This is a genomic window from Streptomyces sp. NPDC051569, assembly GCF_044454085.1.
Lineage (GTDB): Bacteria > Actinomycetota > Actinomycetes > Streptomycetales > Streptomycetaceae > Streptomyces.
Window position 1 is genome coordinate 136,868 of the sequence record NZ_JBITDJ010000004.1, and the last position, 25,220, is coordinate 162,087.

General features: G+C 72.7%; 23 protein-coding genes and 1 riboswitch. Of the genes, 13 read left to right on the top strand and 10 right to left on the bottom strand.

The features are described 5' to 3' along the window. Nucleotides 1-113: 113 nt before the first annotated feature. From ACIBAE_RS08825 to ACIBAE_RS08835, 3 genes are read left to right on the top strand one after another with little or no spacing between them, the layout of a single operon-like run. Entirely contained in the window at nucleotides 114-1,151 is a 1,038-nt protein-coding gene (locus ACIBAE_RS08825; RefSeq protein ID WP_399283248.1) for an AAA family ATPase, read from the top strand. Next, nucleotides 1,148-2,524 carry a DUF58 domain-containing protein gene (locus ACIBAE_RS08830; protein ID WP_399283249.1) on the top strand — a complete coding sequence of 459 codons (1,377 nt, stop codon included), beginning with the start codon at nucleotides 1,148-1,150 and terminating at the stop codon, nucleotides 2,522-2,524. The genes ACIBAE_RS08825 and ACIBAE_RS08830 overlap by 4 nt, the downstream gene beginning before the upstream one ends. Further along, nucleotides 2,521-4,905 carry a DUF3488 and DUF4129 domain-containing transglutaminase family protein gene (locus tag ACIBAE_RS08835; RefSeq protein ID WP_399283250.1) on the top strand — a complete coding sequence of 795 codons (2,385 nt, stop codon included), beginning with the start codon at nucleotides 2,521-2,523 and terminating at the stop codon, nucleotides 4,903-4,905. Before ACIBAE_RS08830 ends, ACIBAE_RS08835 begins: the two co-directional genes overlap by 4 nt. Before the next feature lie 213 nt (nucleotides 4,906-5,118). Here the strand turns inward: ACIBAE_RS08835 and ACIBAE_RS08840 are convergent, their stop codons facing one another. From ACIBAE_RS08840 to ACIBAE_RS08850, 3 genes are all read right to left on the bottom strand, one after another. Continuing rightward, nucleotides 5,119-5,514 (bottom strand): DUF3040 domain-containing protein, encoded by a 396-nt coding sequence (locus ACIBAE_RS08840; protein WP_399283252.1) that lies wholly within the window; start codon nucleotides 5,512-5,514, stop codon nucleotides 5,119-5,121. A gap of 329 nt (nucleotides 5,515-5,843) precedes the next feature. Then, on the bottom strand, nucleotides 5,844-6,629 hold the full coding sequence (locus tag ACIBAE_RS08845) for a methyltransferase (RefSeq protein WP_399283254.1): 786 nt from the start codon (nucleotides 6,627-6,629) through the stop codon (nucleotides 5,844-5,846). Nucleotides 6,630-6,706: 77 nt separating this feature from the next. Continuing rightward, a complete protein-coding gene (locus tag ACIBAE_RS08850; protein ID WP_399283255.1) occupies nucleotides 6,707-7,246 on the bottom strand; it encodes an SAV_6107 family HEPN domain-containing protein in 540 nt (179 codons plus the stop codon). Between the two features lie 262 nt (nucleotides 7,247-7,508). Here ACIBAE_RS08850 and ACIBAE_RS08855 point away from each other — a divergent pair, with 262 nt between their 5' ends. The 4 genes from ACIBAE_RS08855 to ACIBAE_RS08870 all read left to right on the top strand — a co-directional run bounded on the left by ACIBAE_RS08855 (nucleotide 7,509) and on the right by ACIBAE_RS08870 (nucleotide 13,133). Beyond that, nucleotides 7,509-8,471, top strand: a complete 963-nt coding sequence (locus ACIBAE_RS08855) for an ATP-binding cassette domain-containing protein (RefSeq protein WP_399283256.1) — start codon at nucleotides 7,509-7,511, stop codon at nucleotides 8,469-8,471. Continuing rightward, nucleotides 8,443-10,530: a YhgE/Pip family protein gene (locus ACIBAE_RS08860; RefSeq protein WP_399283258.1), complete on the top strand. Its 2,088-nt coding sequence runs from the start codon at nucleotides 8,443-8,445 to the stop codon at nucleotides 10,528-10,530. Before ACIBAE_RS08855 ends, ACIBAE_RS08860 begins: the two co-directional genes overlap by 29 nt. 10 nt (nucleotides 10,531-10,540) lie before the next feature. Further along, on the top strand, nucleotides 10,541-11,149 hold the full coding sequence (locus ACIBAE_RS08865) for a TetR/AcrR family transcriptional regulator (RefSeq protein WP_399283259.1): 609 nt from the start codon (nucleotides 10,541-10,543) through the stop codon (nucleotides 11,147-11,149). 448 nt (nucleotides 11,150-11,597) lie between these two features. Then, complete coding sequence (locus ACIBAE_RS08870) at nucleotides 11,598-13,133, top strand: phytoene desaturase family protein (protein ID WP_399283261.1); 1,536 nt, start codon at nucleotides 11,598-11,600, stop codon at nucleotides 13,131-13,133. A gap of 29 nt (nucleotides 13,134-13,162) precedes the next feature. Here ACIBAE_RS08870 and ACIBAE_RS08875 read toward each other — a convergent pair whose 3' ends face one another. The 5 genes from ACIBAE_RS08875 to ACIBAE_RS08895 form a co-directional block, all read right to left on the bottom strand. Beyond that, nucleotides 13,163-14,182: a hypothetical protein gene (locus ACIBAE_RS08875; RefSeq protein ID WP_399283263.1), complete on the bottom strand. Its 1,020-nt coding sequence runs from the start codon at nucleotides 14,180-14,182 to the stop codon at nucleotides 13,163-13,165. Between the two features lie 51 nt (nucleotides 14,183-14,233). Beyond that, nucleotides 14,234-15,151, bottom strand: a complete 918-nt coding sequence (gene metF / locus ACIBAE_RS08880) for a methylenetetrahydrofolate reductase [NAD(P)H] (RefSeq protein WP_399283264.1) — start codon at nucleotides 15,149-15,151, stop codon at nucleotides 14,234-14,236. Between the two features lie 104 nt (nucleotides 15,152-15,255). After that, nucleotides 15,256-15,912 carry a thiamine phosphate synthase gene (gene thiE / locus ACIBAE_RS08885; protein ID WP_399283266.1) on the bottom strand — a complete coding sequence of 219 codons (657 nt, stop codon included), beginning with the start codon at nucleotides 15,910-15,912 and terminating at the stop codon, nucleotides 15,256-15,258. A 96-nt stretch (nucleotides 15,913-16,008) separates the two neighbouring features. After that, nucleotides 16,009-16,374 (bottom strand): Rv2175c family DNA-binding protein, encoded by a 366-nt coding sequence (locus tag ACIBAE_RS08890; RefSeq protein WP_399283268.1) that lies wholly within the window; start codon nucleotides 16,372-16,374, stop codon nucleotides 16,009-16,011. Between the two features lie 362 nt (nucleotides 16,375-16,736). After that, nucleotides 16,737-17,900, bottom strand: a complete 1,164-nt coding sequence (locus ACIBAE_RS08895; protein WP_399283784.1) for an NAD(P)/FAD-dependent oxidoreductase — start codon at nucleotides 17,898-17,900, stop codon at nucleotides 16,737-16,739. 209 nt (nucleotides 17,901-18,109) lie between these two features. Then, nucleotides 18,110-18,223: riboswitch (TPP riboswitch) on the top strand. Here ACIBAE_RS08895 and thiO point away from each other — a divergent pair. The 5 genes from thiO to ACIBAE_RS08920 all read left to right on the top strand — a co-directional run bounded on the left by thiO (nucleotide 18,221) and on the right by ACIBAE_RS08920 (nucleotide 23,354). Next, a complete protein-coding gene (gene thiO, locus ACIBAE_RS08900; RefSeq protein ID WP_399283269.1) occupies nucleotides 18,221-19,498 on the top strand; it encodes a glycine oxidase ThiO in 1,278 nt (425 codons plus the stop codon). (Overlaps the previous riboswitch by 3 nt.) Then, nucleotides 19,495-19,737 carry a sulfur carrier protein ThiS gene (gene thiS, locus ACIBAE_RS08905; RefSeq protein ID WP_399283271.1) on the top strand — a complete coding sequence of 81 codons (243 nt, stop codon included), beginning with the start codon at nucleotides 19,495-19,497 and terminating at the stop codon, nucleotides 19,735-19,737. Before thiO ends, thiS begins: the two co-directional genes overlap by 4 nt. A gap of 2 nt (nucleotides 19,738-19,739) precedes the next feature. Further along, nucleotides 19,740-20,540, top strand: coding sequence for a thiazole synthase (locus ACIBAE_RS08910; RefSeq protein WP_399283272.1), 801 nt, complete (start codon nucleotides 19,740-19,742; stop codon nucleotides 20,538-20,540). A 25-nt stretch (nucleotides 20,541-20,565) separates the two neighbouring features. Then, nucleotides 20,566-22,494 (top strand): Stk1 family PASTA domain-containing Ser/Thr kinase, encoded by a 1,929-nt coding sequence (gene pknB, locus ACIBAE_RS08915; RefSeq protein WP_399283274.1) that lies wholly within the window; start codon nucleotides 20,566-20,568, stop codon nucleotides 22,492-22,494. Between the two features lie 5 nt (nucleotides 22,495-22,499). Then, on the top strand, nucleotides 22,500-23,354 hold the full coding sequence (locus tag ACIBAE_RS08920; protein WP_399283275.1) for a deoxyribonuclease IV: 855 nt from the start codon (nucleotides 22,500-22,502) through the stop codon (nucleotides 23,352-23,354). A gap of 76 nt (nucleotides 23,355-23,430) precedes the next feature. Here the strand turns inward: ACIBAE_RS08920 and ACIBAE_RS08925 are convergent, their stop codons facing one another. Beyond that, nucleotides 23,431-24,063: a sulfite oxidase-like oxidoreductase gene (locus ACIBAE_RS08925; RefSeq protein ID WP_399283277.1), complete on the bottom strand. Its 633-nt coding sequence runs from the start codon at nucleotides 24,061-24,063 to the stop codon at nucleotides 23,431-23,433. Nucleotides 24,064-24,217: 154 nt separating this feature from the next. Here ACIBAE_RS08925 and bfr point away from each other — a divergent pair, with 154 nt between their 5' ends. Continuing rightward, nucleotides 24,218-24,697, top strand: a complete 480-nt coding sequence (bfr, locus tag ACIBAE_RS08930) for a bacterioferritin (RefSeq protein WP_399283278.1) — start codon at nucleotides 24,218-24,220, stop codon at nucleotides 24,695-24,697. A gap of 19 nt (nucleotides 24,698-24,716) precedes the next feature. Here bfr and ACIBAE_RS08935 read toward each other — a convergent pair whose 3' ends face one another. Beyond that, nucleotides 24,717-25,049, bottom strand: coding sequence for a bacterioferritin-associated ferredoxin (locus ACIBAE_RS08935; RefSeq protein ID WP_399283279.1), 333 nt, complete (start codon nucleotides 25,047-25,049; stop codon nucleotides 24,717-24,719). Nucleotides 25,050-25,220 lie beyond the last annotated feature (171 nt).

Consider the following 25,220-nt stretch of genomic DNA (forward strand, 5'->3'; position numbering starts at 1 on the left):
CAACAAGAATGCTCCTGGGCAGTGTTCCGGAGCCTTCCGGAGACGGTGTCCGCGTTGGGGAGGGCCGGGCCGTCTGATGATCATCGGCCCGTGGAAAGGGCCGAGGAGGGCCGGTGACGACCTATGACGATCGAGCGAGCCTCACTGATCTGACCACCACAGCGGAACGGGTCCGCGCGTCGGTGGAGGGTGTGATCGAGGGCAAGCCGGAGGTCGTACGGCTTTCGCTGACCGTGCTGCTCGCCGAGGGACATCTGCTGATCGAGGACGTCCCCGGCGTGGGCAAGACCATGCTGGCGAAAGCGCTCGCGCGCTCCGTCGACTGTTCGGTGCGGCGTATCCAGTTCACTCCCGACCTGCTGCCCTCGGACATCACCGGGGTGTCCATCTACGACCAGCAGCGGCGGGACTTCGAGTTCAAGCCGGGCGCGATCTTCGCCCAGATAGTGATCGGCGACGAGATCAACCGGGCCTCGCCCAAGACCCAGTCCGCGCTCCTGGAGTCCATGGAGGAGCGCCAGGTCACCATCGACGGGCAGACCTACGAACTGCCCAGCCCCTTCATGGTGGTGGCCACCCAGAACCCGGTGGAGATGGAAGGCACGTATCCGCTGCCCGAGGCGCAGCGCGACCGCTTCATGGCCCGGGTGTCGATCGGCTACCCGAGCGCGGAGGCCGAGCTGCGGATGCTGGACACGCACGGCGGGACCTCCCCGCTGGACGACCTCCAGCCGGTGGCCCACGCGCACGAGATCGTGAAGCTGGTCGAGGCCGTGCGCTCGGTCCATGTCGCCGACTCCGTCCAGCGGTACGCCGTCGCGCTGGTCGGGGCGACCCGCACCCACCCGGATCTCAGACTCGGGGCCTCACCGCGCGCGACGCTCCATCTGCTGCGCGCGGCGAAAGCCTCGGCGGCGCTGAGCGGGCGGGACTACGTCCTGCCGGACGACGTACAGGCCCTGGCGGTGGCGGTGCTCGCCCACCGGCTGCTCCCCACGGCCCAGGCCCAGTTGAACCGCCGTACCGCGGAGCGGGTGGTGGGGGAAATCCTTCAGGGCACCCCGGTGCCCACCGCGGACGGCGGCCGGACCCCCGGTCACCCGGCGCCCGGCGGGGCGCTCTTCGGACGGCCCGCCAGGCGCCGGCTGTGACGGAGGCAGGGGGGCGCGCCGCCCCGGGAGGCCGGGACGGGCGGGGGCTGTGGGCCGCGCTCTCCGGGCTGACCACGCGCGGCCGGTCGTTCCTCGCCGCCGGGATCGCGGCGGCCGCCTGCTCCTACGTCCTGGGACTCTCCGATCTGCTGCGCGTGGGGCTGCTGCTCGCCGTGCTGCCGCCGCTGTGCGCGGCGGTCCTGTACCGCACGCGCTACCGGGTCTCGGGCAGCAGGGAGCTGTCGCCTTCCCGGGTACCGGCGGGTACGGAGGCGCGGGTACGGCTGCGGATGGACAACGTGACGCGGCTGCCCACCGGGCTGCTGATGCTCCAGGACCGAGTCCCGTACGTGCTCGGCCCGCGCCCGCGCTTCGTGCTGGACCGGGTGGAGCCGGGTGGCCGGCGCGAGGTGTCGTACCGGGTCCGCTCGGACCTGCGCGGCCGGTATCCGCTCGGACCGCTGCAGTTGCGGCTGAGTGATCCCTTCGGGATGTGTGAACTGACGCGCTCGTTCAGCGCGTACGACACCCTGACCGTCGTTCCGCGTACCGAACCACTGCCGCCGGTACGGCTCGGGGGCGAGTCCGCGGGGTACGGCGACGGGCGGCAGCGGTCGCTGTCGCCGGCCGGCGAGGACGACGTGATCCCGCGCGGCTACCGCCACGGCGACGACCTGCGCCGGGTGCACTGGCGTTCCACCGCCCGCTACGGCGAGTTGATGGTGCGCCGAGAGGAACAGCCGCGGCGGGCCGGGTGCACGGTACTTCTCGACACCCGGCGCGGCGGCTACCAGGGCGCGGGGCCCGACTCGGCCTTCGAGTGGGCGGTGTCGGGCGCGGCCTCCACACTGGTACACCTGCTGGAACGGGGCTTCTCGGTAAGGCTGTTGACGGATTCCGGCCGTTCGGTGCCGGGCGAGGGGCCGGACGGTTACGCCGGGACCGCTCAGGGGGCGGCCGACACGGCCGGGCTGATGATGGACACCCTCGCGGTCGTCGACCACTCCGGGGAGGCGGGGCTGTCGCGTGCGCACGAGGTGCTGCGCGGCTCCACCGAAGGGCTGCTGGTGGCCTTCTTCGGCGATCTGGACGAGGAACAGGCCGCGGTGGCGGCCGGGATGCGGCGGCGCGGCGGCGCCGCCGTCGCCTTCGTGCTCGACAGCGCCGGCTGGGCGGAGGGCCACGGATCCGGTGAGCGGGTGGAGGCGCGGCTGCGGCAGCTGCGGGAGGCGGGCTGGACGGCCCTCGCCGTGACATCAGGGGCGGCGCTGCCGGAGTTGTGGCGGCAGGCCGCGCGGCAGACGTCCGACTCGGGCGGCGGGGGCGGCCCGGCTGTCGAGGGCGGCGCGGGCGTTTCCGGAGGAGGGTCATGAGTGGTCGCGGACGGCTGGCGCTGTGCGCCATGGCCGCCACGCTGATGACGGCGGGCTCCCTGCTGCAGGTGGTCGAACCGGCTTCCTGGTTCGTCCAGGCCGCGGTCATGACGGCGATCGTGAGCGGGGTGGGCGCGCTGGCCCGGAGGGTGTCGCCGGCGCGGTCGCTGACAGTGGCGCCGCAGGCCGTCGCCGCGCTGCTGATGCTCACGGTGGTTTTCGCCGGGGATCGGGCGCTGCTCGGCGTCCTGCCGACGCCCGGGGTGTTCGCGGAGTTCGGCCGGCTGGTGACGGCGGGCGTCGACGACGCCGGGCGGTACGCGATTCCGGCGCCGGCCACCGACGGCATCAGGATGATGCTGATCGGCGGCGTGCTGGTCATCGGGCTCGCGGTGGACGTCCTCGCGGTGACCTTCCGGGGCGCGGCCCCGGCCGGGCTGCCGCTGCTCGCCCTCTACTCGGTGGCCGCCGGGCTCTCCGGCGGTTCCGGCGGGCTCTGGTTCCTGCTCGCGGCCGCCGGCTATCTGCTGCTGCTTCTGGCCGAGGGCCGGGACCGGCTCTCCCAGTGGGGCCGGGTGTTCGGCGGCGGACCGCGCGCGCCCGGCCGTTTCCCCGCCCTGGACGGCAGCCGGGCACGGGGACCGGTCCGTACCGGACGGCGCATCGGCGCGGTGGCGCTGGGGTTCGCGCTGGTGGTCCCGGCCGCACTGCCCGCTCTGGACGGCGGACTGCTGACCGGTGCCGCCGGCGCCGACGGCTCGGGGCCGGGCCGGGGAGGCGTCATCTCCGCGGTGAATCCGCTGGTCTCGCTCCAGGACGATCTGAATCAGCCGGAGGACCGCGAGGCGCTGCGCTACCGGACGAACGCGGAAGGCACCGAGAACCTGTACCTGCGGATCATGGCGCTGGACAAGTTCGACGGGACATCCTGGCGGTTCTCGGAGCGTGCGGTCGACAACGTTCCCGGCCGGCTGCCCGACGTTCCGGGGCTGCGGCCCGATGTCGCCGCCACCGAGGTCACGACCACCGTCTCGGCCGCCACCTGGTACCGGCAGAACTACCTGCCGATGCCGTATCCGGCGACCGGGGTGAAGATCAACGGGCGCTGGCGCTTCGAACCCACGGGCCGGACGCTGGTGGGTGATCGCGGCCAGTCGACGCGGGGTGCGCGGTACGAGGTCAGCAGTCTGCTGGTGAATCCCACCCGGGAGCAGCTCGCCACGGCGCCCCAGGCCCCGTCCTCGCTGCGCCGGGAGTACACCAAGGTCCCCGCGGACCTCCCTGAGGTGGTGAAGTCGACCGCCCTCGATGTGACCACGGGGGCGGCGAACGACTACGAGCGGGCCGTCAAGCTGCAGGACTGGTTCGCGCTGGAGGGCGGCTTCAGCTACGACACCCAGGTGGATTCCGGCACCGGCATCGCGGCCATCACCCGCTTCCTGCGCAACAGAGAGGGCTTCTGCGTCCACTTCTCCTTCACGATGGCGGCGATGGCCCGCACGCTGGGGATCCCGGCGCGGGTGGCGGTGGGCTTCACGCCCGGTACGCCGCAGCCGGACGGCACGATGTCCGTCGGGCTGAGCGACGCGCACGCCTGGCCGGAGCTGTATTTCGAGGGGGTGGGGTGGACCCGCTTCGAGCCGACCCCGAGCCGGGGCAGCACGCCCGACTACACCATCGCCGAGGCGTTGCCCGGCAGCCCGAACGATCCCCTGCGGCCGGACGACGGGACCTCCGCCGCACCATCCGTGGCACCGTCCGCCTCGGACAGCTGTACGGCGCAGTCGCGGCGGCCGGCCGAGTGCGGCGCGCTCGCTCCTGGAGAGGCGCTGCCGCCGGCACGGACGGACCCTCCGGCGGGCGCCGTGGTCGCCATCGCTCTGGGCGCCGCGGCCGTTCTGCTGCTCGCGCTGCTGCCGCTGGTGTGGCGGGTCAGAGTACGGGCCCGGCGGCTTGGTTCCGGCGGGCGTACGGCGGCGGACGCCACGGCGCGGACGCTCGCGGTCTGGCGGGAGATCACCGATACGGCGTGGGACCACGGCATCGTGCCGGACGACGCGCGGACACCACGGGCGGCGGCGGGCCGGATCGTGCGGCTGGGCCGGCTGGAGGGCCCGGCGGCCGACGCGGTGTACCGGGTGTCCGGCTCGGTGGAGCACGTGCTGTACGCGCCCCGGCCACGGCAGGGCACCGGTCTCGCCGAGGATGCCCGGCGGATCCGCGAAGGACTGCGGGCCTCGGCCGGACGCCGGACGCGGTTGCGGGCGCTCCTCGCGCCACGCTCGTCCATTCGGGTGATCTGGGAGGTCTCCGACCGCTGGGCGTCGCTCAGGTCCCGCTGGGGTTTCCACCGCCTGCTCCCCGCCCGCCTGCGGAGCTGACCCGCCGGGCTGTGCACGGGGCCGGGGTGTGAACAAGGCTGAGGGGCGTGAACGAGGCTGAGGGGCGTGAACGAGGCTGAGGGGCGTGAACGAGGCTGAGGGGCGAACGCGTCGTGCGTTCGCCCCTCAGCCTCGCGGTCACAGTCGTGGAAGTCGATCGTCGGCGGGGACTCAGTCCCGGAGACTCAGTCCCACAGACTCAGTCCCGGAAACTCATTGGCCCTGTTCGTCACGGCGGCGCTGCCAGCGCTGCTCGATCCGGTCCATCATCGAGCGACGGGATCGGGATGGTGGACGGCCTGCCGCACCGCCGCCCGCCGCCTGTTGTTCACCTGGTTTGGGTGCTTTTCGCCACCCGGTGACCGCGAGGACCGCACAGCCGAGCATGACGAGGAAGCCCACCACGCTGATCCAGATCTGCTGGGCGACCATTCCGGCCATGAGGAGCGCGATACCCACCAGAAAGCCTGCGACTGCCTGATAGACCCGTCGCCGGGTGTATGTACGCAGCCCGCTTCCCTCAAGCGCTGTCGCGAACTTGGGATCTTCGGCGTACAGCGCTCGCTCCATTTGCTCGAGCATTCGCTGCTCGTGCTCCGAGAGCGGCACGGAGTCCTCCTAGTCGTCGGTCGCGGGGGGCGACCGGTATGCGGCCCCTTCAAGAATAGGCAGGGAACCGCCCCCGTGAAACCCGCCCTCAACGCCATTTCGCTATTCCGGGCCGCCATGCCGATTCGGCCGCTGAGGCGTTGATTCCCCAACCATCGATCCGTCATGCCGGATGGTGTACTCCGATCATACGGCGCCGAGCGCTCGGCCGGTGGTCCAGCAGCCGACTCCGTGCACGGCTGCGCCGCTGATCAGCCCGGCGATCAGCGGCCCGGGACGGGCTCAGGACGGACTCCGAACCGGCTCCGGGCGCTTCCCGGCGGCGCCGGTCAGTCGCGCTTCTCGCCCAGGACGTGCAGCTGGGTGGCGATGGAGTGGAAAGCGGGCAGCTCGGCGGCGGCCGCCTCCAGCTTCAGCAGGGCGTCCAGCGCCCCTGGCTGGGTGTCCACGAGGCCCCCGGGGACGAGGTCCGCGAAGACCCGTACGCCGTGTACGGCACCGACCCGCAGGCCGGCTCCGCCGACGAGCCGGGTCAGCTGCTCGGCGGTGAAACGCCTCGGCACCGGGTCGCCCTCGCCCCAGCGGCCCGCCGGGTCCGTGAGCGCCTGGCGGGCGTCGCTGAAGTGCCCGGCGAGCGCCCTGGCCAGGACGGCGCCACCGAGACCGGCGGCGAGCAGGCTGAGCGACCCGGCAGGGCGGAGCGCGTCGACGGCGTTCCGCACGTCCGCGGCCGGGTCGTCCACGTACTCCAGGACGCCGTGGCACAGCACCGCGTCGAAGCCGCCGCGCTCGACCACGTCGAAGAGGCCGTGGATGTCGCCCTGCACCCCGCGTACCCGCTCGGCGACCCCGCCCTCGGCGGCCCGGCGCTCCAGCGCGAAGAGCGCGTTGGGGCTGGGGTCGACGACGGTCACCCGGTGGCCGAGCCGGGCGACGGGCACCGCGAAGTTACCCGTACCGCCGCCGGTGTCGAGCACGTCCAGGACGCCCGTGCCGGCGGCCTTGGCCCGGCGGTCCAGAGCGTCCTTGAGGACCTCCCAGACCACCGCGGTACGGAGGGAGCCACGGGGGCGCGAAGGCGTCTCCCCACCGAAGGCGGGGGAAGGGTCCGACACGGCAGTTGACTCCTCGGCGCGATGCCGCGCCTGACGGCGGGCGTGAACGGTGTACGGGCTCCGCCCACCCTATTGCCTCACCCGGCTCCCTCACCTCGCGGCGGCCGCTCGGGTCCGGGCTCGGGCAGGACGGGTTCGAGCACCAGGAGCCGTTCGACCAGACGCAGGAACAGGGTCACGTCGCGCAGGAGGTCGTCGGCGTCACGGCTGCTCGCCGCCGACCGGATGCCCGCCTCGGCGCGCGCCCTGCGCGGGGCGCCCGAGGCGAAGAGGCCACTCCACTCGGACAGTTCGGGTGCGATCTCGGGAAGGACCTCCCAGGCACTCCTGATGCGCCCACGCGGCCGCGCCGCCGTCTCGGGGCGCCCCCGGGCCGCGAGCACCGCCGCGGCGGTACGCAGGGCGGCGAGGTGGGCCGTGGCGTAGCGCTCGTTCGGAGCGTCCAGGGTGGCGGCCTCGTCGAGCCCGGCACGGGCCTTGGCGAGGAGATCGAGGGCGGCGGGGGGCGCGGCGGCCCGTCGCGGCACGGGATGGACGTCGGCCGGCGGGCCGGTCAACGAGGGTATGGGGCCGCCTGTACGGCGCCGGGGTGCGGGACTGGGGGAGGAACTGCCCATGACGAACCTCCTGTCGTCGTGTCACGGCACGGTGGCCGTATGTCCCCATCGTGCGGGGCGCCACTGACAATCGGCTCCGACCAGGCGGTTCAACGGAGTTCGCCCGTGCGGAGCGGAGCTGTCCGGGCCATGGCGGGCGCGGAGGCCGCGGGCGGAATCCCACGTCATCGCGCCGGGCTTCTGCCTGCGGCTTTGCCCGGCCCATCCGTTCGGAGTAGCTTTCTGTACTGACTGGTCAGTACAAAAGCATCGGGAGGGTGCCATGGAGAGCCGGGAAGGCGACCGGGCGGGCGGGGACGGCAAGCATGCGGACGGGGGCGCGAGCGGGGACCGGGACAGGGACAGGACCAGGGACGGCGAACGGGCGGACGGGGACCAGGACCGGGACGGCAGCGGTGCCGGTGCGCGCGGCGCGGCCGTCGTCGCCGAGAACTTCGGGCTGAAGGGCCCCCGCGGCTGGGCGTTCCGTCATGTCCGGGTCACCGCCGGGCCCGGCGCGCTCGTCGCGATCACGGGTCCCTCGGGCTCAGGCCGCACCTGCCTGCTGCTCGCGCTCACCGGCCGTATGCGTCCCACCGAGGGCCGCGCGGAGGTCGGCGGCCTCCCCCTGCCGCGCTCCCTGGCCGCCGTACGCCGGATCAGCGCCCTCGGACCCGTCCCCGGCGTCAGCGATCTCGATCCGGCCCTGACCGTCGCCGAGCATCTGCGTGAACGGGCCCTGCTGCGGCGCCGGTTCGAAGGATCACCGCGCGCCCTGCTGCGCCGGCTCGCCCGCCCGCGCGCCGAGCGGGCGGCGGAGACCCGGGACCGTATCGCGGGAGCACTCGCCGCGGCCGGTCTCGACCCGGCCGCCCTGCCGAAGGGCGAGCGGACCCCGGTGCGTGATCTGGAGCGGCTCGAAGCGCTGCGCCTCTCGATCGCCCTGGCGCTGATCGGCCGGCCCCTGCTGCTCGCGGTGGACGACCTGGACCTCAAGCTCTCCGACGCCGACCGCGCCCGGGCGTGGGCGCTGCTGCGATCGGTGGCGGAGGGCGGCACGACCGTGCTCGCCGTGTGCGGCCAGGCGCCCACGGGCGCGGACACCGTCGTCATCACGGGCGGTGTCGTCGCGGGCAGCACCGACACCGCCGCCACGGGCACGGGCACTGGCACTGGCACTGACACTGGCACCGCCACCTACCGGGAAGGAGCGGCAGATGCGTTCGCCACGACTGGCCGCGCTTGAGCTGAAGCGGTTCGGCAGGGGAAAGCTGCCGCGCGCCGCGCTCGTCGCGATCACGCTGCTCCCGCTGCTGTACGGAGCGCTGTACCTGTGGTCGTTCTGGGACCCGTACGGGCGTCTCGACCGGATACCCGTCGCGCTCGTCAACGACGACCGGGGCGCCACCGCTTCGGGACAGAAGATCACGGCGGGCGACGAGATCACCCGTGGGCTGCGCGACAGCGCGGTGTTCGCCTGGCACGAGGTGAGCGCGGCCGAGGCCCGTGCGGGGGTGGAGGACGGCTCGTACTACCTCTCCCTGACCATGCCGGCCGATCTCAGCGAGCGGATCGCCTCCAGTTCGGGCGATCTCCCCGAGACGGGCGCGCTCCAGGTGCGGACGAACGACGCCAACAACTACATCGTCGGCCAGATCTCCCGCACGGTGTTCTCCGAGGTGCGGACCGCCGCGTCGACGAACGCCTCCCGCTCCTTCCTCGACAGGATCTTCATCTCCTTCTCCGACATCCATGACGCCACCGCGAAGGCCGCCCAGGGGGCCGACGAGCTCACGGGCGGTATCGGAAAGGCGGAGCAGGGATCCAGGGATCTCGTGGACGGACTGCGGACCGCCGAGGACGGCAGCGGTCAACTGGCCGCCGGGCTGACGAAGCTCGGCACCGGCGCGGGCGATCTGGAGACCGGCGCCCGGCAGGTCGCCGACGGCACCCGGTCGCTCGCCGCACAGGTCAACGGCGCGGCCGGCCAGGTCCGTCCGTATCTGTCGGACAACGGGAAGGCCATCGGTGACACGGCCCGGCTGGTCGCGGACTCCTCGCAGGCGATACGGGACAACCTCGACGCGTTCGTGAAGGCCGCGCCCGCCGCCGCGACCGCCGCGCACCGGGCCGCCGCCGAACTGGACGCCGTCCACGCCTCACGCTGCGCGGACCGGCCCGCCCCCGACCCCGACGTCTGCCCGCCCCTGAGCCGCGCGAGGAAAGCGGCGGCCGATGTGGCCGCCGTCGCCGACGACGTCAACGGCCTGGTGACGAGCGCCGACGGCGACCTGAGGAAGCTCGACGGCCAACTCGCCACCCTGCACGACCGGGCGACCGGACTCGCCGAGCGCGCGCCGCGTCTGGACGAGGACCTGGAAACCGCCGTCGCCCGGATCAACGCGCTCGACACCGGCGCGCGGAAGGTCGCCCAGGGCGCGGAGCGGCTGCGCGCCGGCCTCACCGACGCCCGGAACGGCGCGACCACCCTCGACACGGGTATCGGCAGGCTCAGCGACGGCGCGAGCACCCTCGACGGTGGCCTCTTCCAGCTCGCCGGCGGATCGGCCGAGTTGGCCGGCGGTCTCCATGACGGCGTGGGCCGGATCCCCGACTACGACAGCTCCGACCGGGACCGGCACACGGGTGTGATGGCCGACCCCGTCCAGCTCGCCTCCCGTTCGCTGCACCCCGCGCCCAACTACGGCACCGGCTTCGCCCCGTACTTCATCCCACTCTCCCTCTGGGTGGGCGCGATGGTGGCGTACATGCTGATCCAGCCGCTGAACCGGCGCGCGCTGGCGGCCGGCGCCGCCGCCTGGCGGGTCGCCCTCGCGGGCTGGCTGCCGGTCGCCGCGATCGGCCTGGTCCAGGTGGCCGCGCTGATCTCCGTACTGCACTGGGCGATCGGCCTGAAGATGGCGCGCGCCGCCGGAACGGTCGGCTTCCTCGCGCTGGTCACCTGCTGTTTCACCGCGATCGTCCAGTGGCTGGTCGCGCGCTTCGGTCCCGCCGGGCGCCTTCTCGTCCTGGCGCTGCTGATGCTGCAGCTGACCTCCGCCGGCGGCACGTATCCCGTGCAGACGAGTCCGGGTTTCTTCGGCGCCATCCACCCCTTCCTGCCGATGAGTTACGTCGTCGACGCGCTGCGCCGGCTCATCACGGGCGGCGGTCTCGGTCCGGTGGGGCAGGCCTGCGCCGTCCTCACCGCCTTCACCGCGGGCGCGCTGGCGCTGACCGCCGTATCCGCGCGGAGGAAGCAGGTGTGGACCCTCGACCGGCTGCACCCGGAGCTGAGCCTGTGAGAATCTCCCCATGGACAGCAGCAGCAGCCGCCGCCGGGCCACCCGCCAGAAGCTCTACGAGGCCGCCGTGACCCTCATCGCCGAGCAGGGCTTCTCGGCGACCACGGTGGACGAGATCGCCGAGCGCGCCGGGGTCGCCAAGGGCACGGTCTACTACAACTTCAAGAGCAAGACGGATCTGTTCGAGGAGTTGCTGCGGCACGGCGTCGGGCTCCTCACGTCCTCGCTGCGGACCGCCGCCGAGGCGACGGCGGAGCGCGGCGGCAGCCGGGTCGAATCGCTGGACGCGATGATCAGGGCCGGTCTGGAGTTCATCGACCGCTATCCGGCCTTCACGCAGCTGTACGTCGCCGAGCTGTGGCGCACCAACCGGGCCTGGCAGTCGACGCTGCTGGTGGTGCGCCAGGAGGCGGTCGCGGTCGTCGAGACGGTGATCGGGGAGGCCGTCGAGCGCGGTGAGCTGAGCGATGAGATCGACATTCCGCTGACGGCGGCGGCGCTGGTGGGGATGGTGCTGGTGGCGGCACTGGACTGGCAGGCGTTCCAGCCGGAGCGCTCGCTCGACGAGGTGCACGCGGCGCTTTCGCGGCTGCTGCACGGCCGGGTCGGCGGGCGCTGACGCGTAGGTCCGGACCGTACGGGTGCACCCTGAGGGCGAGACGCACGGGTGAACGTACGGGCAAGACGTACGGACGAGACGCACGGGTGAACGTACGGGCAAGACGTACGGGCGGGGGAAAAAGGCCGGTCCGGCGCGGCTCTGTTCCCCCTGAGCCGCGCCGGTCCGGCGCTTTCCCCGTGATCCCCCGAGATCCCCGTGATCCCCCGTGGTCCCGGTCCCCCGTTCCGTCCGGGGAGCCGCGCCGGTTCCGCCGCCCCGTGCCGGCGGTGCCGGCGCCGCGCCCCTTCGGTGATCCCCACTCTTCCGTCCCCGCCGGGGAAGCCCCATCCGCGCCCCTACTCATCTCCCCGTCTGAGTACACGTACTCAGACGTGCGTACCGCTGCTCCCCGGCCCCGGACGGCCCCCGGTCCGCCGGACGGTATTGCCCCGATAAAGTCACTGGCATGGCACGGATTGCGGTGATCGGCGCCGGGATGGGCGCCATGGCAGGGGCCGCCCGGCTGGCCGTGGCAGGCCACCGGGTGACGGTGTACGAACGCTCGGCGACCTACGGCGGGTCGGTGGGCCGGTTCGAGCGGGACGGTTTCGTCTTCGACACCGGCCCCGGGCTGCTGCACCTGCCGGCCGTCCAGCGCGACCTGTTCGTGAAGACCGGCAAGGAACCCCTGGAGGCCTGCGTCCAGCTCGACCAGGTCGACCCGGCGAGCCGCCACGTCTTCGCCGACGGCACTTCCGTATCGCTGCCGAACGCCTCCCGGGGCGGCGTGGTCGCCGCACTGGACGCGGCGCTGGGCGAGGGCGCCGGAGAGCGCTGGGGCGCCTTCCTCGGCCGTGCCCGGGACGCCTGGGACCGCTCACGCCGCCCCCTGCTGGAGGAGCCGCTGTGGGCCGACCGGGGCGCACTCGGGCGGGATCCGTATCCGGCGGTGCGGCAGCGGAGGCTGCTGCGGGGCGCCCGGCAGGCCACCACGGTCGCGGAGATCGGCGCCTGGGAGCTGGCCGACCCCCGGCTGGCCGCGCTGCTGGACGGGTACGCGCTGTCGTACGGTCTCGATCCCCGGCACACCCCGGCGAGCGCCGCGCTGCTGCCGTACCTGGAGCAGACCTTCGGCAGCTGGTACGTGCGGGGCGGGATGCGGGAGCTGGCCCGTGCGGTGTACGAGCGGTGCCTGGCCCGCAGGGTGGAGTTCGTCTTCGGGGCCGAGGTGGCCCGGATCACCGAGCGGGACGGCCGGGCGGCCGGGGTCGAGCTGGCGGACGGTACGGTCGCCGCCGCCGATCACGTGGTGGCGGGCGTCGCGCCGGAGCACCTGGTGGGGCAGCCGGAGCACCTGGCGGGGCAGGGCGACGGGCCACCGCGGGAGGACGGCGTGCGGCCGGACCGGGCGGACGCCGCTCCGGTGCCCGGACGGTTCACGGTGCTGCTGGCCCTGCGCGGCGCGCGGCCGGCGGACACCGCGCACCGGACGGTCGTGCACTCCCCCGACGGATCCGCCGAGGCGGCCGGTATCTTCGCGGGCCGCACGGCTGACCGGCCGACGGTCACGGTGCTGCGGCCCGACGATCCGGGGACGCGCCCCGACGACGGTCATGAGGCGGTCACGGTCACCACGACCGTCGCCCCGCACGGCCCGGTCGACTGGTCCGACGCGGCGCTGCGCGAGCGGTACGCGCGGGTGCTGGTGGCCGCCGCCGGGGCGGCCGTGCCGGACCTGGCGGAACGGCTGCTGTGGCGGGAGGTGCGTACGCCCGCCGACACCGCCGCCGAGACGGGCGCCGTGGGCGGTTCGGTGCCCGCACCCGCGCTGGCCGGAGCCGGGGGCCGGCTGCTGCGCCCGGCGAACAGCACCCGGCTGCCCGGGCTGTATCTCGCGGGTGGCTGGGCCCATCCGGGCGGCGGCCTCGCGCACGCCGGGATGTCCGGGGCGCTGGTCGCCGGGCTGATCATCGAGGGAGCGGACTTCCGCGGCTCGCGGTAGGAGATGCCGCGGGAGGTCAGCGGCGTTGCTCAATAACGATATTGCTGCTCGTCGCGCTCGTCGTGGTATCCGGAGCCGTAGCCGTACTGATCGGGCTGTTGCGTCGGTATCGGCGGATTCTGGTCGCCCTCGCGTTGCTGCGGCACCCAGACTCCGCCGGGCGGCGTCTCCCCGCCGCCGTACTGCTGCTGGTGCTGCTCGCCGTACGGGTCGGTGTACTGCTGGCCGCCGTAGCCCTCGTACGCGCCGTACTGCTGACCGCCGTTGGCCGGTTCGGCGTAGGAGTCGGAGTACCCGGCGTACTGCTCCCGGCTGTCGGTCCCGTAGCCGTACTGGTTGGCGTAGGCGTCCTGGCCGCCATAGGCGCCCTGGTCCGCGTACGGGTCCTGGCCGGCGTATCCGCTCTCCTGGCCGGCGTAACCGTCCCCACCCGCGTACATGTCCTGAGCGGCGTACGTGTCGTGGGCGGCGTACGTCTCCTGGGCGGCGTACGTCTCCTGAGGAGCGGTGTACGTCTCCTGAGCGCTGTACGTCTCCTGGTAGGCGTCGAAGCCGTCTCCGTACTCGCCCCGCTGGTGCGGCTGGTACGCCTGATTCCCCTCGCGGGGGGCGTCGTTGTAGACGCCGTACGACCCGGTGTCGTCGGGCATCGGCTCCGTCGCGTACAGCGACGCGGGCTCCGTGGCCGGAGCCGCCTCCTCGACCTGCTCGTACTCCAGGTCCGAGACCTCAAGCGTGGGCTCGCGCTCCTCGGCCGGCCTGCTCCCGGCCTTGCGGCGGCGGCTGGCACCCGGGCTGCCACCGATCGCCCAGCCCGTGGAGAAGCCCCGCCGGAAGGAGAGCGTCACATACGTCTGGCCGACCGCGAAGGCGACCGCGCCCAGCGCGATGACGAGCACGGAGGACATCAGGACCCCGAGGACCACACAGACGAACCCGGTGAAGGCGAGCAACCGCCAGCGCAGCCGCGCCTTGTACTGCAGGAGCACTTCGCCCAGCAGCCACAGCGCAACGAAACCGAACGCGACGTAGAGGACCGTCCAGCCCATGCCCGCCCCTCTCCTGCGGCCACCCGCCCGCGACGGGACGGGTACGGCCGGTCACGACTGCTCGTGCAGTCCGAGATTCTCGTAGATTTCGAGCGTCGCAGTGGAGTTGTTGAGTGTGATGAAGTGCAGGCCCGGGACACCCTCGGAGAGCAGTCCGGCGCAGAACTCCGTCGCGAAGTCGATGCCAATGGAGCGTACAGCGACGGGATCCTCCCTGACGGAGAGCATCCGCTCTTTCAACTCGGCCGGGAACACAGCGGTGCTGAGCTGCGGCAGCCGCTCCAGCATCCTGACGCTCGTGACCGGCATGATCTCCGGAATGATCGGGGTGGCGCAACCGGCGGCGGCCACGCGATCACGCAGCCGCAGATAGCCATCGGGTTCGAAGAACATCTGCGTGATGGCGTAGTCGGCGCCGCCCCGGCACTTGTCCACGAAGTGCCGGATGTCGGTGTCCCAGTCCTCCGAGCGCGGGTGCATCTCGGGGAAGGCCGCGACGCCGACGCAGAAGTCCCCCGACTCCTTGATCAGCCTGACCAGTTCGGCGGCGTAGCGCACTCCCTCGGGGTGCTTGACCCACTCGCCCATGGGGTCGCCGGGCGGGTCGCCGCGCACGGCGAGGATGTTGCGGATTCCGGCGTCGGCGTACTGCCCGACCATGTTGCGCAGCTCCGCGACGGACTGCCCGACGGCCGTGAGGTGCGCGACCGGGGTGAGGGTCGTGTCCGAGGCGATCCGCTCGGTGGCCTTGACCGTGCCCGCGCGGGTGGAGCCGCCCGCGCCATAGGTCACGGAGACGAAGCTCGGCGCCACCGCTTCCACCCGGCGCAGTGCGTTCCAGAGGTTCCGCTCGCCCTTTTCGGTCTTGGGTGCCCAGAACTCGAACGAAAACGACGTCTTGTCGGTCGCGAGTAGATCACGCACGGTGCGTGCATGATCAGATCTGGTCGAAGCTGCGCCTAGGGCCATGTCTGCAGGCTATCGAGGGGGCGCCGGTCACCCCAACCGAACGGGGCGAAATTCCGGGAATGCCGGTTTCCCGTCCACGCCTCGGACACCCGCCGGTCACGGAGTCAGCCGGCGAGCTCCCCTTCCCTGACCCGCTTCGCCAGATCCGCCGTCGCCCCGGCCGGGTCATCGGCCTCGGTGATCGCCCGTACGACGACGATCCTGCGGGCGCCGGCCTCCAGCACCTGGTCGAGATTGCCGGCGTCGATCCCCCCGATCGCGAACCACGGCCGGGCGGCGGCGCGGGCCGAGGCGTACCGCACCAGATCGAGACCCGGCGCGTGGCGGCCGGGCTTGGTCGGAGTGGGCCAGCACGGGCCCGTACAGAAATAGTCGACGCCGGGCTGGACGGCCGCCGCGTCGACCTCGGCCTCGGCATGCGTGGAGCGGCCGATCAGCACCTCGTCCCCCAGGATCGCGCGGGCCGCCGGGACGGGCAGGTCACCCTGGCCCAGATGCAGCACGTCGGAGCGGACGGCATGCGCGACGTCGGCGCGGTCGTTCACGGCGAGAAGCACGCCGTGACGGCGGCAGGCGTCGGCGAAGATCTGGAGGTGTTCCAGCTCCTCGGCGGCCTCCATACCCTTGTCCCGCAGTTGCACGATGTCCACGCCGGACGAGAGCACGGCGTCGAGGAACTCGGCGAGGTCCCCCTGCCGCGCGCGGGCGTCCGTGCAGAGATAGAGCCGGGCGTCGGACAGCCGGGTTCGAGGCGTGGGCATGGGACGGTCCCCCCGTCGGTTCGGCGGCGTGCGGCGACGGCGGTGACCGTGCTCCGGTCGCCGCCGCGCCACCGCACACCGTGCGTGGTGATGTCGTCAGACGGCGAGCGCCTGGGCCCGGCGCTTCACCTCCGTGCCGCGATTCTCACTGAGCGCCTGCGCGGGCGTACCCGGCAGGCTCGGGTCGGGGGTGAAGAGCCACTCAAGCATCTCTTCGTCGGAGTAGCCGTCGTCCCTCAGAAGCGTCAGGGTCCCGGCGAGGCCCTTGACGACCTTGCTGCCGTCAATGAAGGCGGCGGGCACCTGAAGCGTCCTGTTCTCACCGCGGCGCACGGCGATCAGCTGGCCGTCCTTCACCAGCTGCCGCACGCGCGTCACCTCGATATCGAACATTTCGGCGATATCGGGCAGGTGGAGCCATGCGGGGACGAGAGCATCGATCTTTGCGTCAATCTCGGTCACAGGACAAGCGTGCCATCCCGGACCGACAGACGGTACCCAGGTCCCCCCGGAAGTGCTGACCCTTAGCCAGGGGGCGTGATGGGGCACCCAGAGTGCGTGGCTTCCAGGGCACCCGGGGTCCCCCCGGAAGTGCTCACCGTGAGCCAGGGGGCGTGATGGGGCACCCAGAGTGCGTGGCTTCCAGGGCACCCGGGGTCCCCCCGGAAGTGCTCACCGTGAGCCAGGGGGCGCGATGGGGCACCCAGAGTGCGTGGCTTCCAGCGCACCCGGGGTCCCCCCGGAAGTGCTCACCGTGAGCCAGGGGGCGCGATGTCCGTCGTGGGCCGGGCCGGGCCGGGGCGTGGAGCCGTGGCCTGGTCCCGTCAGAGCACCGCCTTCCGCAGCGCCACCGACGCGTCCGCCGCGCGCTCCGGATCCAGGCGGGCCTTCGCCTCGATCAGTTTGCGGCCCTGCGCCAGGTCACGGGGTCTTCCCACGGCGAGCAGGGCGACCAGGATCCCGTCCCGGAGCCACACCACCGACCAGGCCGCCTCCGCCGGGTCGCCGCGTCGCACCAGGGTGTCGGCGGCGGCGTGGTGGCCCGCGTACTGCACGAAGCGGCCGAACTGCTCGGACCAGAAGTACGGCACCGGGTCGTAGACCTGGTCGCTCTCGCCGACGATCTGGGCGGCGACCGTGCGCGGCCCCTGGAGAGCGTTGTCCCAGTGGTGGACGAGCAGTCGCTCACCGTAGCGGGCGGAGGGGAAGGAGGCGACGTCGCCGACCGCGTACACCTCGGGCAGTGAGGTCCGCAGCCGGTCGTCCGCCGTGACCGAACCGTCCGGGCCGAGGGCGATGCCCGAGCCGGTGAGCCAGCCCGTCGCGGGCCGCGCTCCGATGCCGACGACCACCGCGTCCGCCGGCAGCCGCCGTCCGTCCGCGAGGACCACCTCGCCGGGTCCGACCCCGGCCACCCGCGCCCGCGTGAGCAGTGCGGCGCCGCTCTCCGCGTACCAGTCGGCCATGGGGGCGGCCGCCTCGGGCGGCAGGACCCCCGCGAACGGCAGGTCCGCCGCCTCGACGACCGTCACGGCGCATCCGGCCGCGCGGGCGGCCGTCGCGAACTCCGCGCCGATCCATCCCGCGCCGACGACCACGATCTCGCTCCGCCGTTCCAGGACGGGCCGCAGCCGTTCGGCGTCGTCCAGCGTCCGCAGCAGATGGACGCCGGGCGCCCCCTCGGCGCCGGGCAGCGCGATCGGCTCCGCGCCGGTGGCGAGGACCAGCACGTCGTACGGGACGGGCCCGGCCGGGGTGTCGAGTTCCCGTGCGCCGGGGCGCAGCCCGGTCACCTCCAGGCCGAGCCGCAGCTCGACGGAGAGGCCCGCGAAGTCGATGTCGAAGGCCGGGCTGTCCCCCGTGCCCAGCAGGACCGCTTTGGAGAGCGGTGGCCGGTCGTACGGCTGATGCGGTTCGGCGCCGATGAGGGTGACGGGGCCGCCGTAGCCGTTCTCCCGGAGCGCCACGGCGGTCTGCACGCCCGCCATGCCCGCACCGACGATGACGACACGCGGCTGCTGTTCCGCCCGCGCCGGCCGCTCCGCCTGCCCCTGCTCTTCCGTTTGTCTCCGCTGCTCGCTCACCCGATCACCTTAAACAGCTGACATGCCGTCAGGAGAGTGGGTGCTGGTGCCGCGCCCGGCGATGGCCGCGACGGGGGCGAAGCTCGCCGGGAACGGCACTACGCTGGCCGGTGACACTACCTCGCGGGAGCCCGCACGCAGCGGGCTGAGAGGGAGGCTGGGACGGCCTCCGACCGTACGAACCTGATCCGGGTCATGCCGGCGAAGGGAGGGGCTGGACGCCCATGCAGGCATTCACGCGTCATCAAGGACCCGGTACGAGCGGCACGGGCTCCGACGTCCTTGTCGTCGGGGGCGGGATCATCGGTCTGGTCACCGCCTGGCGGGCGGCGCGGCGCGGGCTGCGGACCGCCGTCGCCGACCCCGATCCCGGCGGCGGGGCCGCCCGGGTCGCGGCGGGCATGCTCGCCGCCGTCACCGAACTCCACTACGGCGAGGAGACGTTGCTCGGCCTCAATCTGGCCTCCGCCGAGCGCTACCCCGCCTTCGTCGCCGAGCTGGAGGCCGCGAGCGGTCAGGACACCGGCTACCGCGCCTGCGGCACCCTCGCCGTCGCCCTCGACGCGGACGACCGCGCCCTCCTGCGCGAGCTGCACGCCCTCCAGCAGCGCTCCGGCCTCACGTCCGAGTGGCTCACCGGGCGCGAATGCCGGCGCCTGGAGCCGATGCTCGCGCCGGGTGTGCGCGGCGGGCTGCGCGTGGACGGGGACCACCAGATCGATCCGCGCAGGCTGGCGGCGGCCCTGGTGACGGCGTGCGAGCGGGCCGGCGTCGTCTTCCACCGTGCCTGGGCCGAGCGGCTCACCGTCGTACGGGACCGGGCCGTGGGCGCCGTCCTGGCCGGCGGCCTCGCGCTCACCGCCGACCAGGTGGTGCTGGCGGGCGGAAGCCTCAGCGGCCGGCTCGGAGGCGTACCGGACGAGGTGCGTCCGCCGGTACGGCCCGTCAAGGGCCAGGTGCTGCGGCTGAGCGTGCCCCGCCCGTACGCGCCGTTCCTGTCCCGGACGGTACGGGCGGTGGTGCGCGGCAGCCAGGTCTACCTGGTGCCGCGCGCGAACGGTGAGCTGGTGGTCGGCGCCACCAGCGAAGAGCTCGGCTGGGACACCTCGGTCACGGCGGGCGGGGTGTACGGGCTGCTGCGGGACGCCCATGACCTGGTGCCCGGCATCACCGAACTGCCCCTCGTCGAGACCCGTGCGGGGCTGCGCCCCGGATCGCCGGACAACGCCCCGCTGCTCGGTCCGACCGCGCTGCCCGGCCTGCATCTGGCCACCGGCCACTTCCGCAACGGGGTGCTGCTCACGCCCATCACCGGCGAGGTGATGGCCACCGTGCTGGCCACCGGCGAACTCCCCGAAGAGGCCCGGCCGTTCACCCCCCGGCGCTTCCCGCCCGGCGTCCGCACCGCCCCCGCCGTCCCCGCCGGCACATCAGCCGCCACGCCGGCCGCAACGTCAGCCGCGACGTCAGCCGCCTCCGAATGTCAGGAGCAGCCCGCATGAGCCGTACCCGTACGCACTCCGGTGCCGAGAACGTGACCGTGACCGTCTCCGTGAACGGCGAGCCGCGCGAGCTGGCCGCCGGCACCACGCTCGGCGCGCTGGTCGCGGCTCTCACCCCCGCGCCCTCGGGTGTCGCCGCCGCTGTCAACGAAACGGTCGTCCCGCGCGGGCACTGGTCCGCCACCCCGCTCGGGGACGGCGACCGTGTCGAAGTCCTCACCGCCGTCCAGGGAGGCTGACCATGGCCGACGACCCGCTCACCATCGGTTCCACCACCTTCGGCTCGCGGCTGATCATGGGCACGGGCGGGGCACCCAGCCTCGACGTACTGGAACGCTCGCTGGCCGCCTCGGGCACCGAACTCACCACGGTCGCGATGCGCCGCCTGGACCCCACGGTCCAGGGCTCCGTCCTCTCCGTGCTCGGCTCCCTGGGCATCCGCGCCCTGCCCAACACGGCCGGCTGCTTCACCGCCGGGGAAGCCGTCCTCACCGCCCGGCTGGCCCGCGAGGCGCTCTCCACCGACTGGATCAAGCTGGAGGTGGTCGCGGACGAGCGCACCCTGCTCCCCGACCCGATCGAGCTGCTGGAGGCGGCGGAGACACTGGTCGACGACGGCTTCACGGTCCTCCCGTACACCAATGACGATCCGGTGCTCGCCCGGAGACTGGAGGACGTGGGGTGCGCCGCGATCATGCCGCTCGGCTCGCCGATCGGCTCCGGACTCGGCATCCGCAATCCGCACAACTTCCAGCTGATCGTGGAGCAGGCGGGCGTGCCGGTGATCCTGGACGCGGGCGCCGGTACCGCCTCGGACGCGGCGCTCGCCATGGAGCTGGGCTGCGCCGCCGTGATGCTGGCCTCGGCGGTCACCCGCGCCCAGGAGCCGGTGCTGATGGCCGGGGCGATGCGCCACGCGGTGACGGCGGGCCGCCTCGCCCACCGCGCGGGGCGTATCCCCCGCCGCCACTTCGCGACGGCTTCCTCCCCCATGGACGGTCTGCCGGCCTGGGATCCGGAACGGCCGTCTTTCGTGGGCTAGAAGAACCAGCTCGTAGACTCAGGGGGTGGATACGACCCTTCAGGACCCTCTCGTCGGGCAGCTGCTCGACGGCCGCTACCGCGTCGATGCGCGCATCGCCGTCGGCGGCATGGCCACGGTCTACCGGGCCCTCGACACCCGGCTCGACCGGGTGCTGGCTCTGAAGGTGATGCATCCGGCGCTCGCCACCGATGTCACCTTCGTGGAGCGCTTCATCCGGGAGGCCAAGTCGGTGGCCCGGCTGGCGCACCCCAACGTGGTCGCCGTGTTCGACCAGGGCGCGGACGGGGCGTACGTCTATCTGGCGATGGAGTACGTCGAGGGCTGCACCCTGCGTGACGTGCTGCGTGAGCGCGGCGCGCTCCAGCCACGGGCCGCGCTGGACATCCTGGAGCCGGTGCTCGCCGCGCTCGGCGCCGCGCACCGGGCCGGGTTCGTCCACCGGGACATGAAGCCGGAAAACGTCCTGATAGGGGACGACGGACGGGTCAAGGTCGCCGATTTCGGTCTGGTACGGACCGTGGGCGACGTGACCAGCACCACCGGGTCCCTTCTCGGCACGGTGTCGTATCTCGCGCCCGAGCAGATCGAGCACGGCTCGTCGGACACCCGGGTCGATGTGTACGCCTGCGGGGTCGTCCTGCACGAGATACTGACGGGCGCGAAGCCGCATGCGGGCGACACTCCCGCTCAGGTGCTCTACCTGCATCTGAACGAGGATGTTCCCGCGCCGTCGGCCGCCGTCCCGGGGCTGGCCGTCGAGCTGGACGGGCTGGTCGCGGCGGCCACCGCCCGCCACCCCGGCACCCGGCCGCCCGACGCGGTGGCGCTGCTCGCCCTGGTGCTCGACGCCCGCGCCGCGCTGAGCGACGCGCAGCTGGACGCCGTACCGCCGGGGGCCCGGCCGGAGACCTCGGCCGAGAGCCGTACGACGGTGCTGCCGCGCGCGCTCCCCGCCGAGGGGGCGCCCCCGGAGGAGCCGGCCAACCGCACCAGCCGGCTGGAGATGGCGCCGCCGGACGGTGTGCCGCCCCGGACGACGCGCGCGCGTGGGCGGAGCGGGGCCGCGCCGCGCCGGGGTCTCATCGCGGCGGTCGTGGCCGTGCTGCTGGTGTTCGGCGTCGGGGCCGGTGTCTGGTACATCAATTCCGGGCAGTTCACCCGGGTCCCGTCGCTGCTCGGCCAGAGCGAGCAGGAGGCCAGGAAGCGGCTCGCCGACGCGGGGCTCGACGCGAAGGTGAGCAGGGACTTCAGCGACGCGTTCGCGCGGGGGACGGTCCTGCGCAGCGATCCCGGGGACCGGACGCGGATCCGTGGCAACGGTGTGGTGACCCTCGTCGTGTCGCGCGGCCCCGAGATCGTCCAGGTCCCCCAGCTGGCGGGGCTGTCCCTCGCCGACGCGAGGCGGGCACTGAAGAAGGCGGGTCTGGCGGCCGGGATCGTCTCCCGGTCCTTCGACGAGGATGTCGAGCAGGGCGCCGTGGTCGGCTCGGCGCCGGCGGCCGGGAGCGATGTACGGCCGGACTCCGGCGTCGCGCTCGTCGTCAGCAGGGGCGTCCCGGTCGAGGTCGAGGACGTGACCGGCGAGTCCGCGGAGGACGCCACCGCCGAGCTGGAGGACGCGGGGCTCAGGGTGCGGATCGCCGCCGAGCGGGTGGCTTCGCCCGAGGACGAGGGCTCCGTCGCGAGGCAGTCCGTGGCCGAGGGCACCCAGCTGGCCCGGGGCGACACGGTCACCCTGACCCTGTCCAAGGGGCCCCGGCGGGTCCTCGTCCCCGACGTCACGGGGCTGAAGACGGAGGAGGCCAGGAGCCGGCTGGAGAAGGCGGGATTCGAGGTCGAGATCGACCGCGGCTTCCCGTTCTTCGGCGACACGGTGACCGAGCAGTCCGTCAAGGGCGGCGAGAAGGCGCCCGAGGGCAGCACCGTCACCATCAAGACCAAGGGACTGTAGAAGCGATGCGCAACCCTGTCGGCGGCCATGTCCCCGTGGCCGGCGGGCTCGCCACGACCGGTCTGGCGTACGCACGTGAGCTGGGCGCCGAGACCGTCCAGGTCTTCGCGGCCAATCCGCGCGGCTGGGCGACGCCGGCCGGGAATCCGGCGCAGGACGAGGAGTTCCGCGCACGGTGCGCCGCCGAGTCCATCTCCGCGTACGTCCACGCCCCGTATCTGATCAACTTCGGGTCGCACACCGAGGCGACCGCCGAGAAGTCGGTCCGGTCGCTGCGGCACAGCCTGCGCCGGGCCCGGGAGATCGGCGCGCTGGGTGTGGTCGTCCACACCGGCTCGGCGACCGGCGGTCGCCACCGCGAGGTGGCTCTGGCGCAGGTACGGGAGCTGATGCTGCCGCTCCTCGACGAACTGACCCATGACGACGACCCGTTCCTGCTGCTGGAGTCGACCGCCGGACAGGGCTCCTCGCTCTGCTCCAGGACCTGGGACTTCGGCCCGTACTTCGCGGCGCTCGACTCCCACCCGAAGCTCGGAATCTGCCTGGACACCTGCCACATCTTCGCGGCGGGGCATGATCTGGGAGGGCCGGACGGGATGCGGCAGACGCTGGATCTGCTGGTGGGGACGGTCGGTGAGGGCCGCCTCAAGCTGATCCACGCCAATGACTCGAAGGATGTGGCGGGGGCGCACAAGGACCGGCACGAGAACATCGGCGCGGGGCACATCGGCGAGGAGCCGTTCCGTGAGCTGTTCTCGCACCCGGCGACCGAGGGGGTGCCGCTGGTGATCGAGACGCCGGGCGGCAAGGAAGGTCACGTGGCGGACGTGGAGCGGCTGAAGAAGCTGCGCGACGCCTGACCGGACCGGGCAGGGCCACCGGACCGGGCAGGGCACCGGACCGAGCGGGACGAACCGCGGGATCGTGCCCTGGCGGCTACAGCTCGGGGCCGTCTCCCGGCTCCTCCTGGTAGGAGTAGCGCTGCTCGGCCCACGGGTCGCCGACGTTGTGATAGCCGCGTTCCTCCCAGAAGCCGCGGCGGTCGGCGGTCATGTACTCCACGCCCCGCACCCACTTGGGGCCCTTCCAGGCGTACAGGTGCGGGACGATCAGGCGCACCGGGAAGCCGTGTTCGGCGGTGAGCAGCTCACCGTCCTTGTGGGTGGCGAACACCGTGCGCTCCGAGGCGAAGTCGGCGAGCCGCAGATTGGCGCTGAAGCCGTACTCGGCCCAGACCATCACATGCGTGACGGCGGGCGCGGGCGGGGCGAGTTCCAGGACCGTACGGGCGGCCACACCGCCCCATTCGGCCCCCAGCATGCTGAACTTCGTGACGCAGTGCAGATCGGCGGTGACCGTGGAGAACGGCAGGACGGAGAATTCCTGGTGGTTCCAGCCGTGTTTGCCGCCGTCGGCGGTGGCGCCGAACACCTGAAACTCCCAGCGGTCCGGCTTGAACTTGGGTACGGGCCCGTAGTGGGTGACCGGCCAGCCGCGCTGCGGCCGCTGACCCGGGGGTAGTGCGGACCGCTCCGGTTCCGGACGATCCCGGCTTTCCGGCTGATCCATGCCTTCCATGGTGACAGACCGGGGACATGGTCATGACCTGGGGACGACCTATCGGGACAACTCATAGTAAGCGTGCACTTACTGGACGGCCCCGGGTCGCGGTGCGAGGATGCGCGCATTCTGCCCCGTTTCACGCCTGGAAGGAGCCGCTGCGATGCAGGGCGACCCCGAGGTCATCGAGTTCCTCAATGAACAGCTGACGGCCGAACTGACGGCGATCAACCAGTACTTTCTGCACGCGAAGATGCAGGAGAACTTCGGCTGGACCAAGCTCGCCAAATACACCAGGGCCGAGTCGTTCGACGAGATGAAGCACGCCGAGCTGCTCACCGACCGGCTCCTGTTCCTGGAAGCCCTGCCGAATTACCAGCGACTGTTCCACGTACGGGTCGGCCAGACGGTCACCGAGATGTTCCAGGCCGACCGCCAGGTGGAGGTGGAGGCGATCGACCGCCTCAAGCGCGGGATCGATCTCATGCGGGCCAAGGACGATCACACGTCCAAGCGCATCTTCGAGTCGATCCTGGCGGACGAGGAACACCACATCGACTACCTCGACACCCAGCTGGAGCTGGTCGAGAAGCTCGGCGAACCGCTCTACATCGCCCAGCTCATCGAGCAGCCGGACAGCTGAGCCGACCGGCGCCGGGGCGTCAGGCCGCCTCGTCCAGGCGGACGGGGGCCGGTTCGCGCGTGCGGGCAGGTCGGCCGTTGACGGCCGGTTCACCGGTGAAGGCCGGTTGCCGCGTGAGCGCCGGGACCGGCTCCGGGGCCGGGGCCGTCGCGGTCAGGTCCGCGCCTTCGAGGAGGTCCCGACGTGCGCAGCCGGCGCCACGCCCGAGAATGGACTGGATACGGCGTACACAGGAGCCGCAGTCGGTGCCGGCCTTGCTGGCCGACGCGATCTGGCGCGGGGTGCACGCCCCGGCGGCCGCGTGTTCCTTGACCTGTGACTCGGTGATCCCGAAGCACGAGCAGACGTACACGCGGTTCACCTCCCGGCGGAATCGAAGTTTGACCGCCTCGAACCGTTGGTGAGGCAAACCTAACCTTACCCGTCACTCCGCTCGCGCAAAAGCCAGAAAAACGACGATGGGGCGCGGATCACATCGATCCGCGCCCCGCCGGTCCGTGTTTCCGGGGGTTCCGGGGGTTCC

What these genes read in the sequence shown, in the direction of transcription:
- ACIBAE_RS08835 (WP_399283250.1), top strand. Translation starts at nt 2,521, where the DNA reads ATGAGTGGTCGCGGACGGCTGGCGCTGTGCGCCATGGCCGCCACGCTG.
- ACIBAE_RS08850 (WP_399283255.1), bottom strand. Translation starts at nt 7,246, where the DNA reads ATGGGCAGTTCCTCCCCCAGTCCCGCACCCCGGCGCCGTACAGGCGGC.
- ACIBAE_RS08855 (WP_399283256.1), top strand. Translation starts at nt 7,509, where the DNA reads ATGGAGAGCCGGGAAGGCGACCGGGCGGGCGGGGACGGCAAGCATGCG.
- ACIBAE_RS08860 (WP_399283258.1), top strand. Translation starts at nt 8,443, where the DNA reads ATGCGTTCGCCACGACTGGCCGCGCTTGAGCTGAAGCGGTTCGGCAGG.
- ACIBAE_RS08865 (WP_399283259.1), top strand. Translation starts at nt 10,541, where the DNA reads ATGGACAGCAGCAGCAGCCGCCGCCGGGCCACCCGCCAGAAGCTCTAC.
- ACIBAE_RS08870 (WP_399283261.1), top strand. Translation starts at nt 11,598, where the DNA reads ATGGCACGGATTGCGGTGATCGGCGCCGGGATGGGCGCCATGGCAGGG.
- ACIBAE_RS08875 (WP_399283263.1), bottom strand. Translation starts at nt 14,182, where the DNA reads ATGGGCTGGACGGTCCTCTACGTCGCGTTCGGTTTCGTTGCGCTGTGG.
- metF (WP_399283264.1), bottom strand. Translation starts at nt 15,151, where the DNA reads ATGGCCCTAGGCGCAGCTTCGACCAGATCTGATCATGCACGCACCGTG.
- thiE (WP_399283266.1), bottom strand. Translation starts at nt 15,912, where the DNA reads ATGCCCACGCCTCGAACCCGGCTGTCCGACGCCCGGCTCTATCTCTGC.
- ACIBAE_RS08895 (WP_399283784.1), bottom strand. Translation starts at nt 17,900, where the DNA reads ATGGCGGGCGTGCAGACCGCCGTGGCGCTCCGGGAGAACGGCTACGGC.
- thiO (WP_399283269.1), top strand. Translation starts at nt 18,221, where the DNA reads ATGCAGGCATTCACGCGTCATCAAGGACCCGGTACGAGCGGCACGGGC.
- thiS (WP_399283271.1), top strand. Translation starts at nt 19,495, where the DNA reads ATGAGCCGTACCCGTACGCACTCCGGTGCCGAGAACGTGACCGTGACC.
- ACIBAE_RS08910 (WP_399283272.1), top strand. Translation starts at nt 19,740, where the DNA reads ATGGCCGACGACCCGCTCACCATCGGTTCCACCACCTTCGGCTCGCGG.
- ACIBAE_RS08920 (WP_399283275.1), top strand. Translation starts at nt 22,500, where the DNA reads ATGCGCAACCCTGTCGGCGGCCATGTCCCCGTGGCCGGCGGGCTCGCC.
- ACIBAE_RS08925 (WP_399283277.1), bottom strand. Translation starts at nt 24,063, where the DNA reads ATGGATCAGCCGGAAAGCCGGGATCGTCCGGAACCGGAGCGGTCCGCA.
- bfr (WP_399283278.1), top strand. Translation starts at nt 24,218, where the DNA reads ATGCAGGGCGACCCCGAGGTCATCGAGTTCCTCAATGAACAGCTGACG.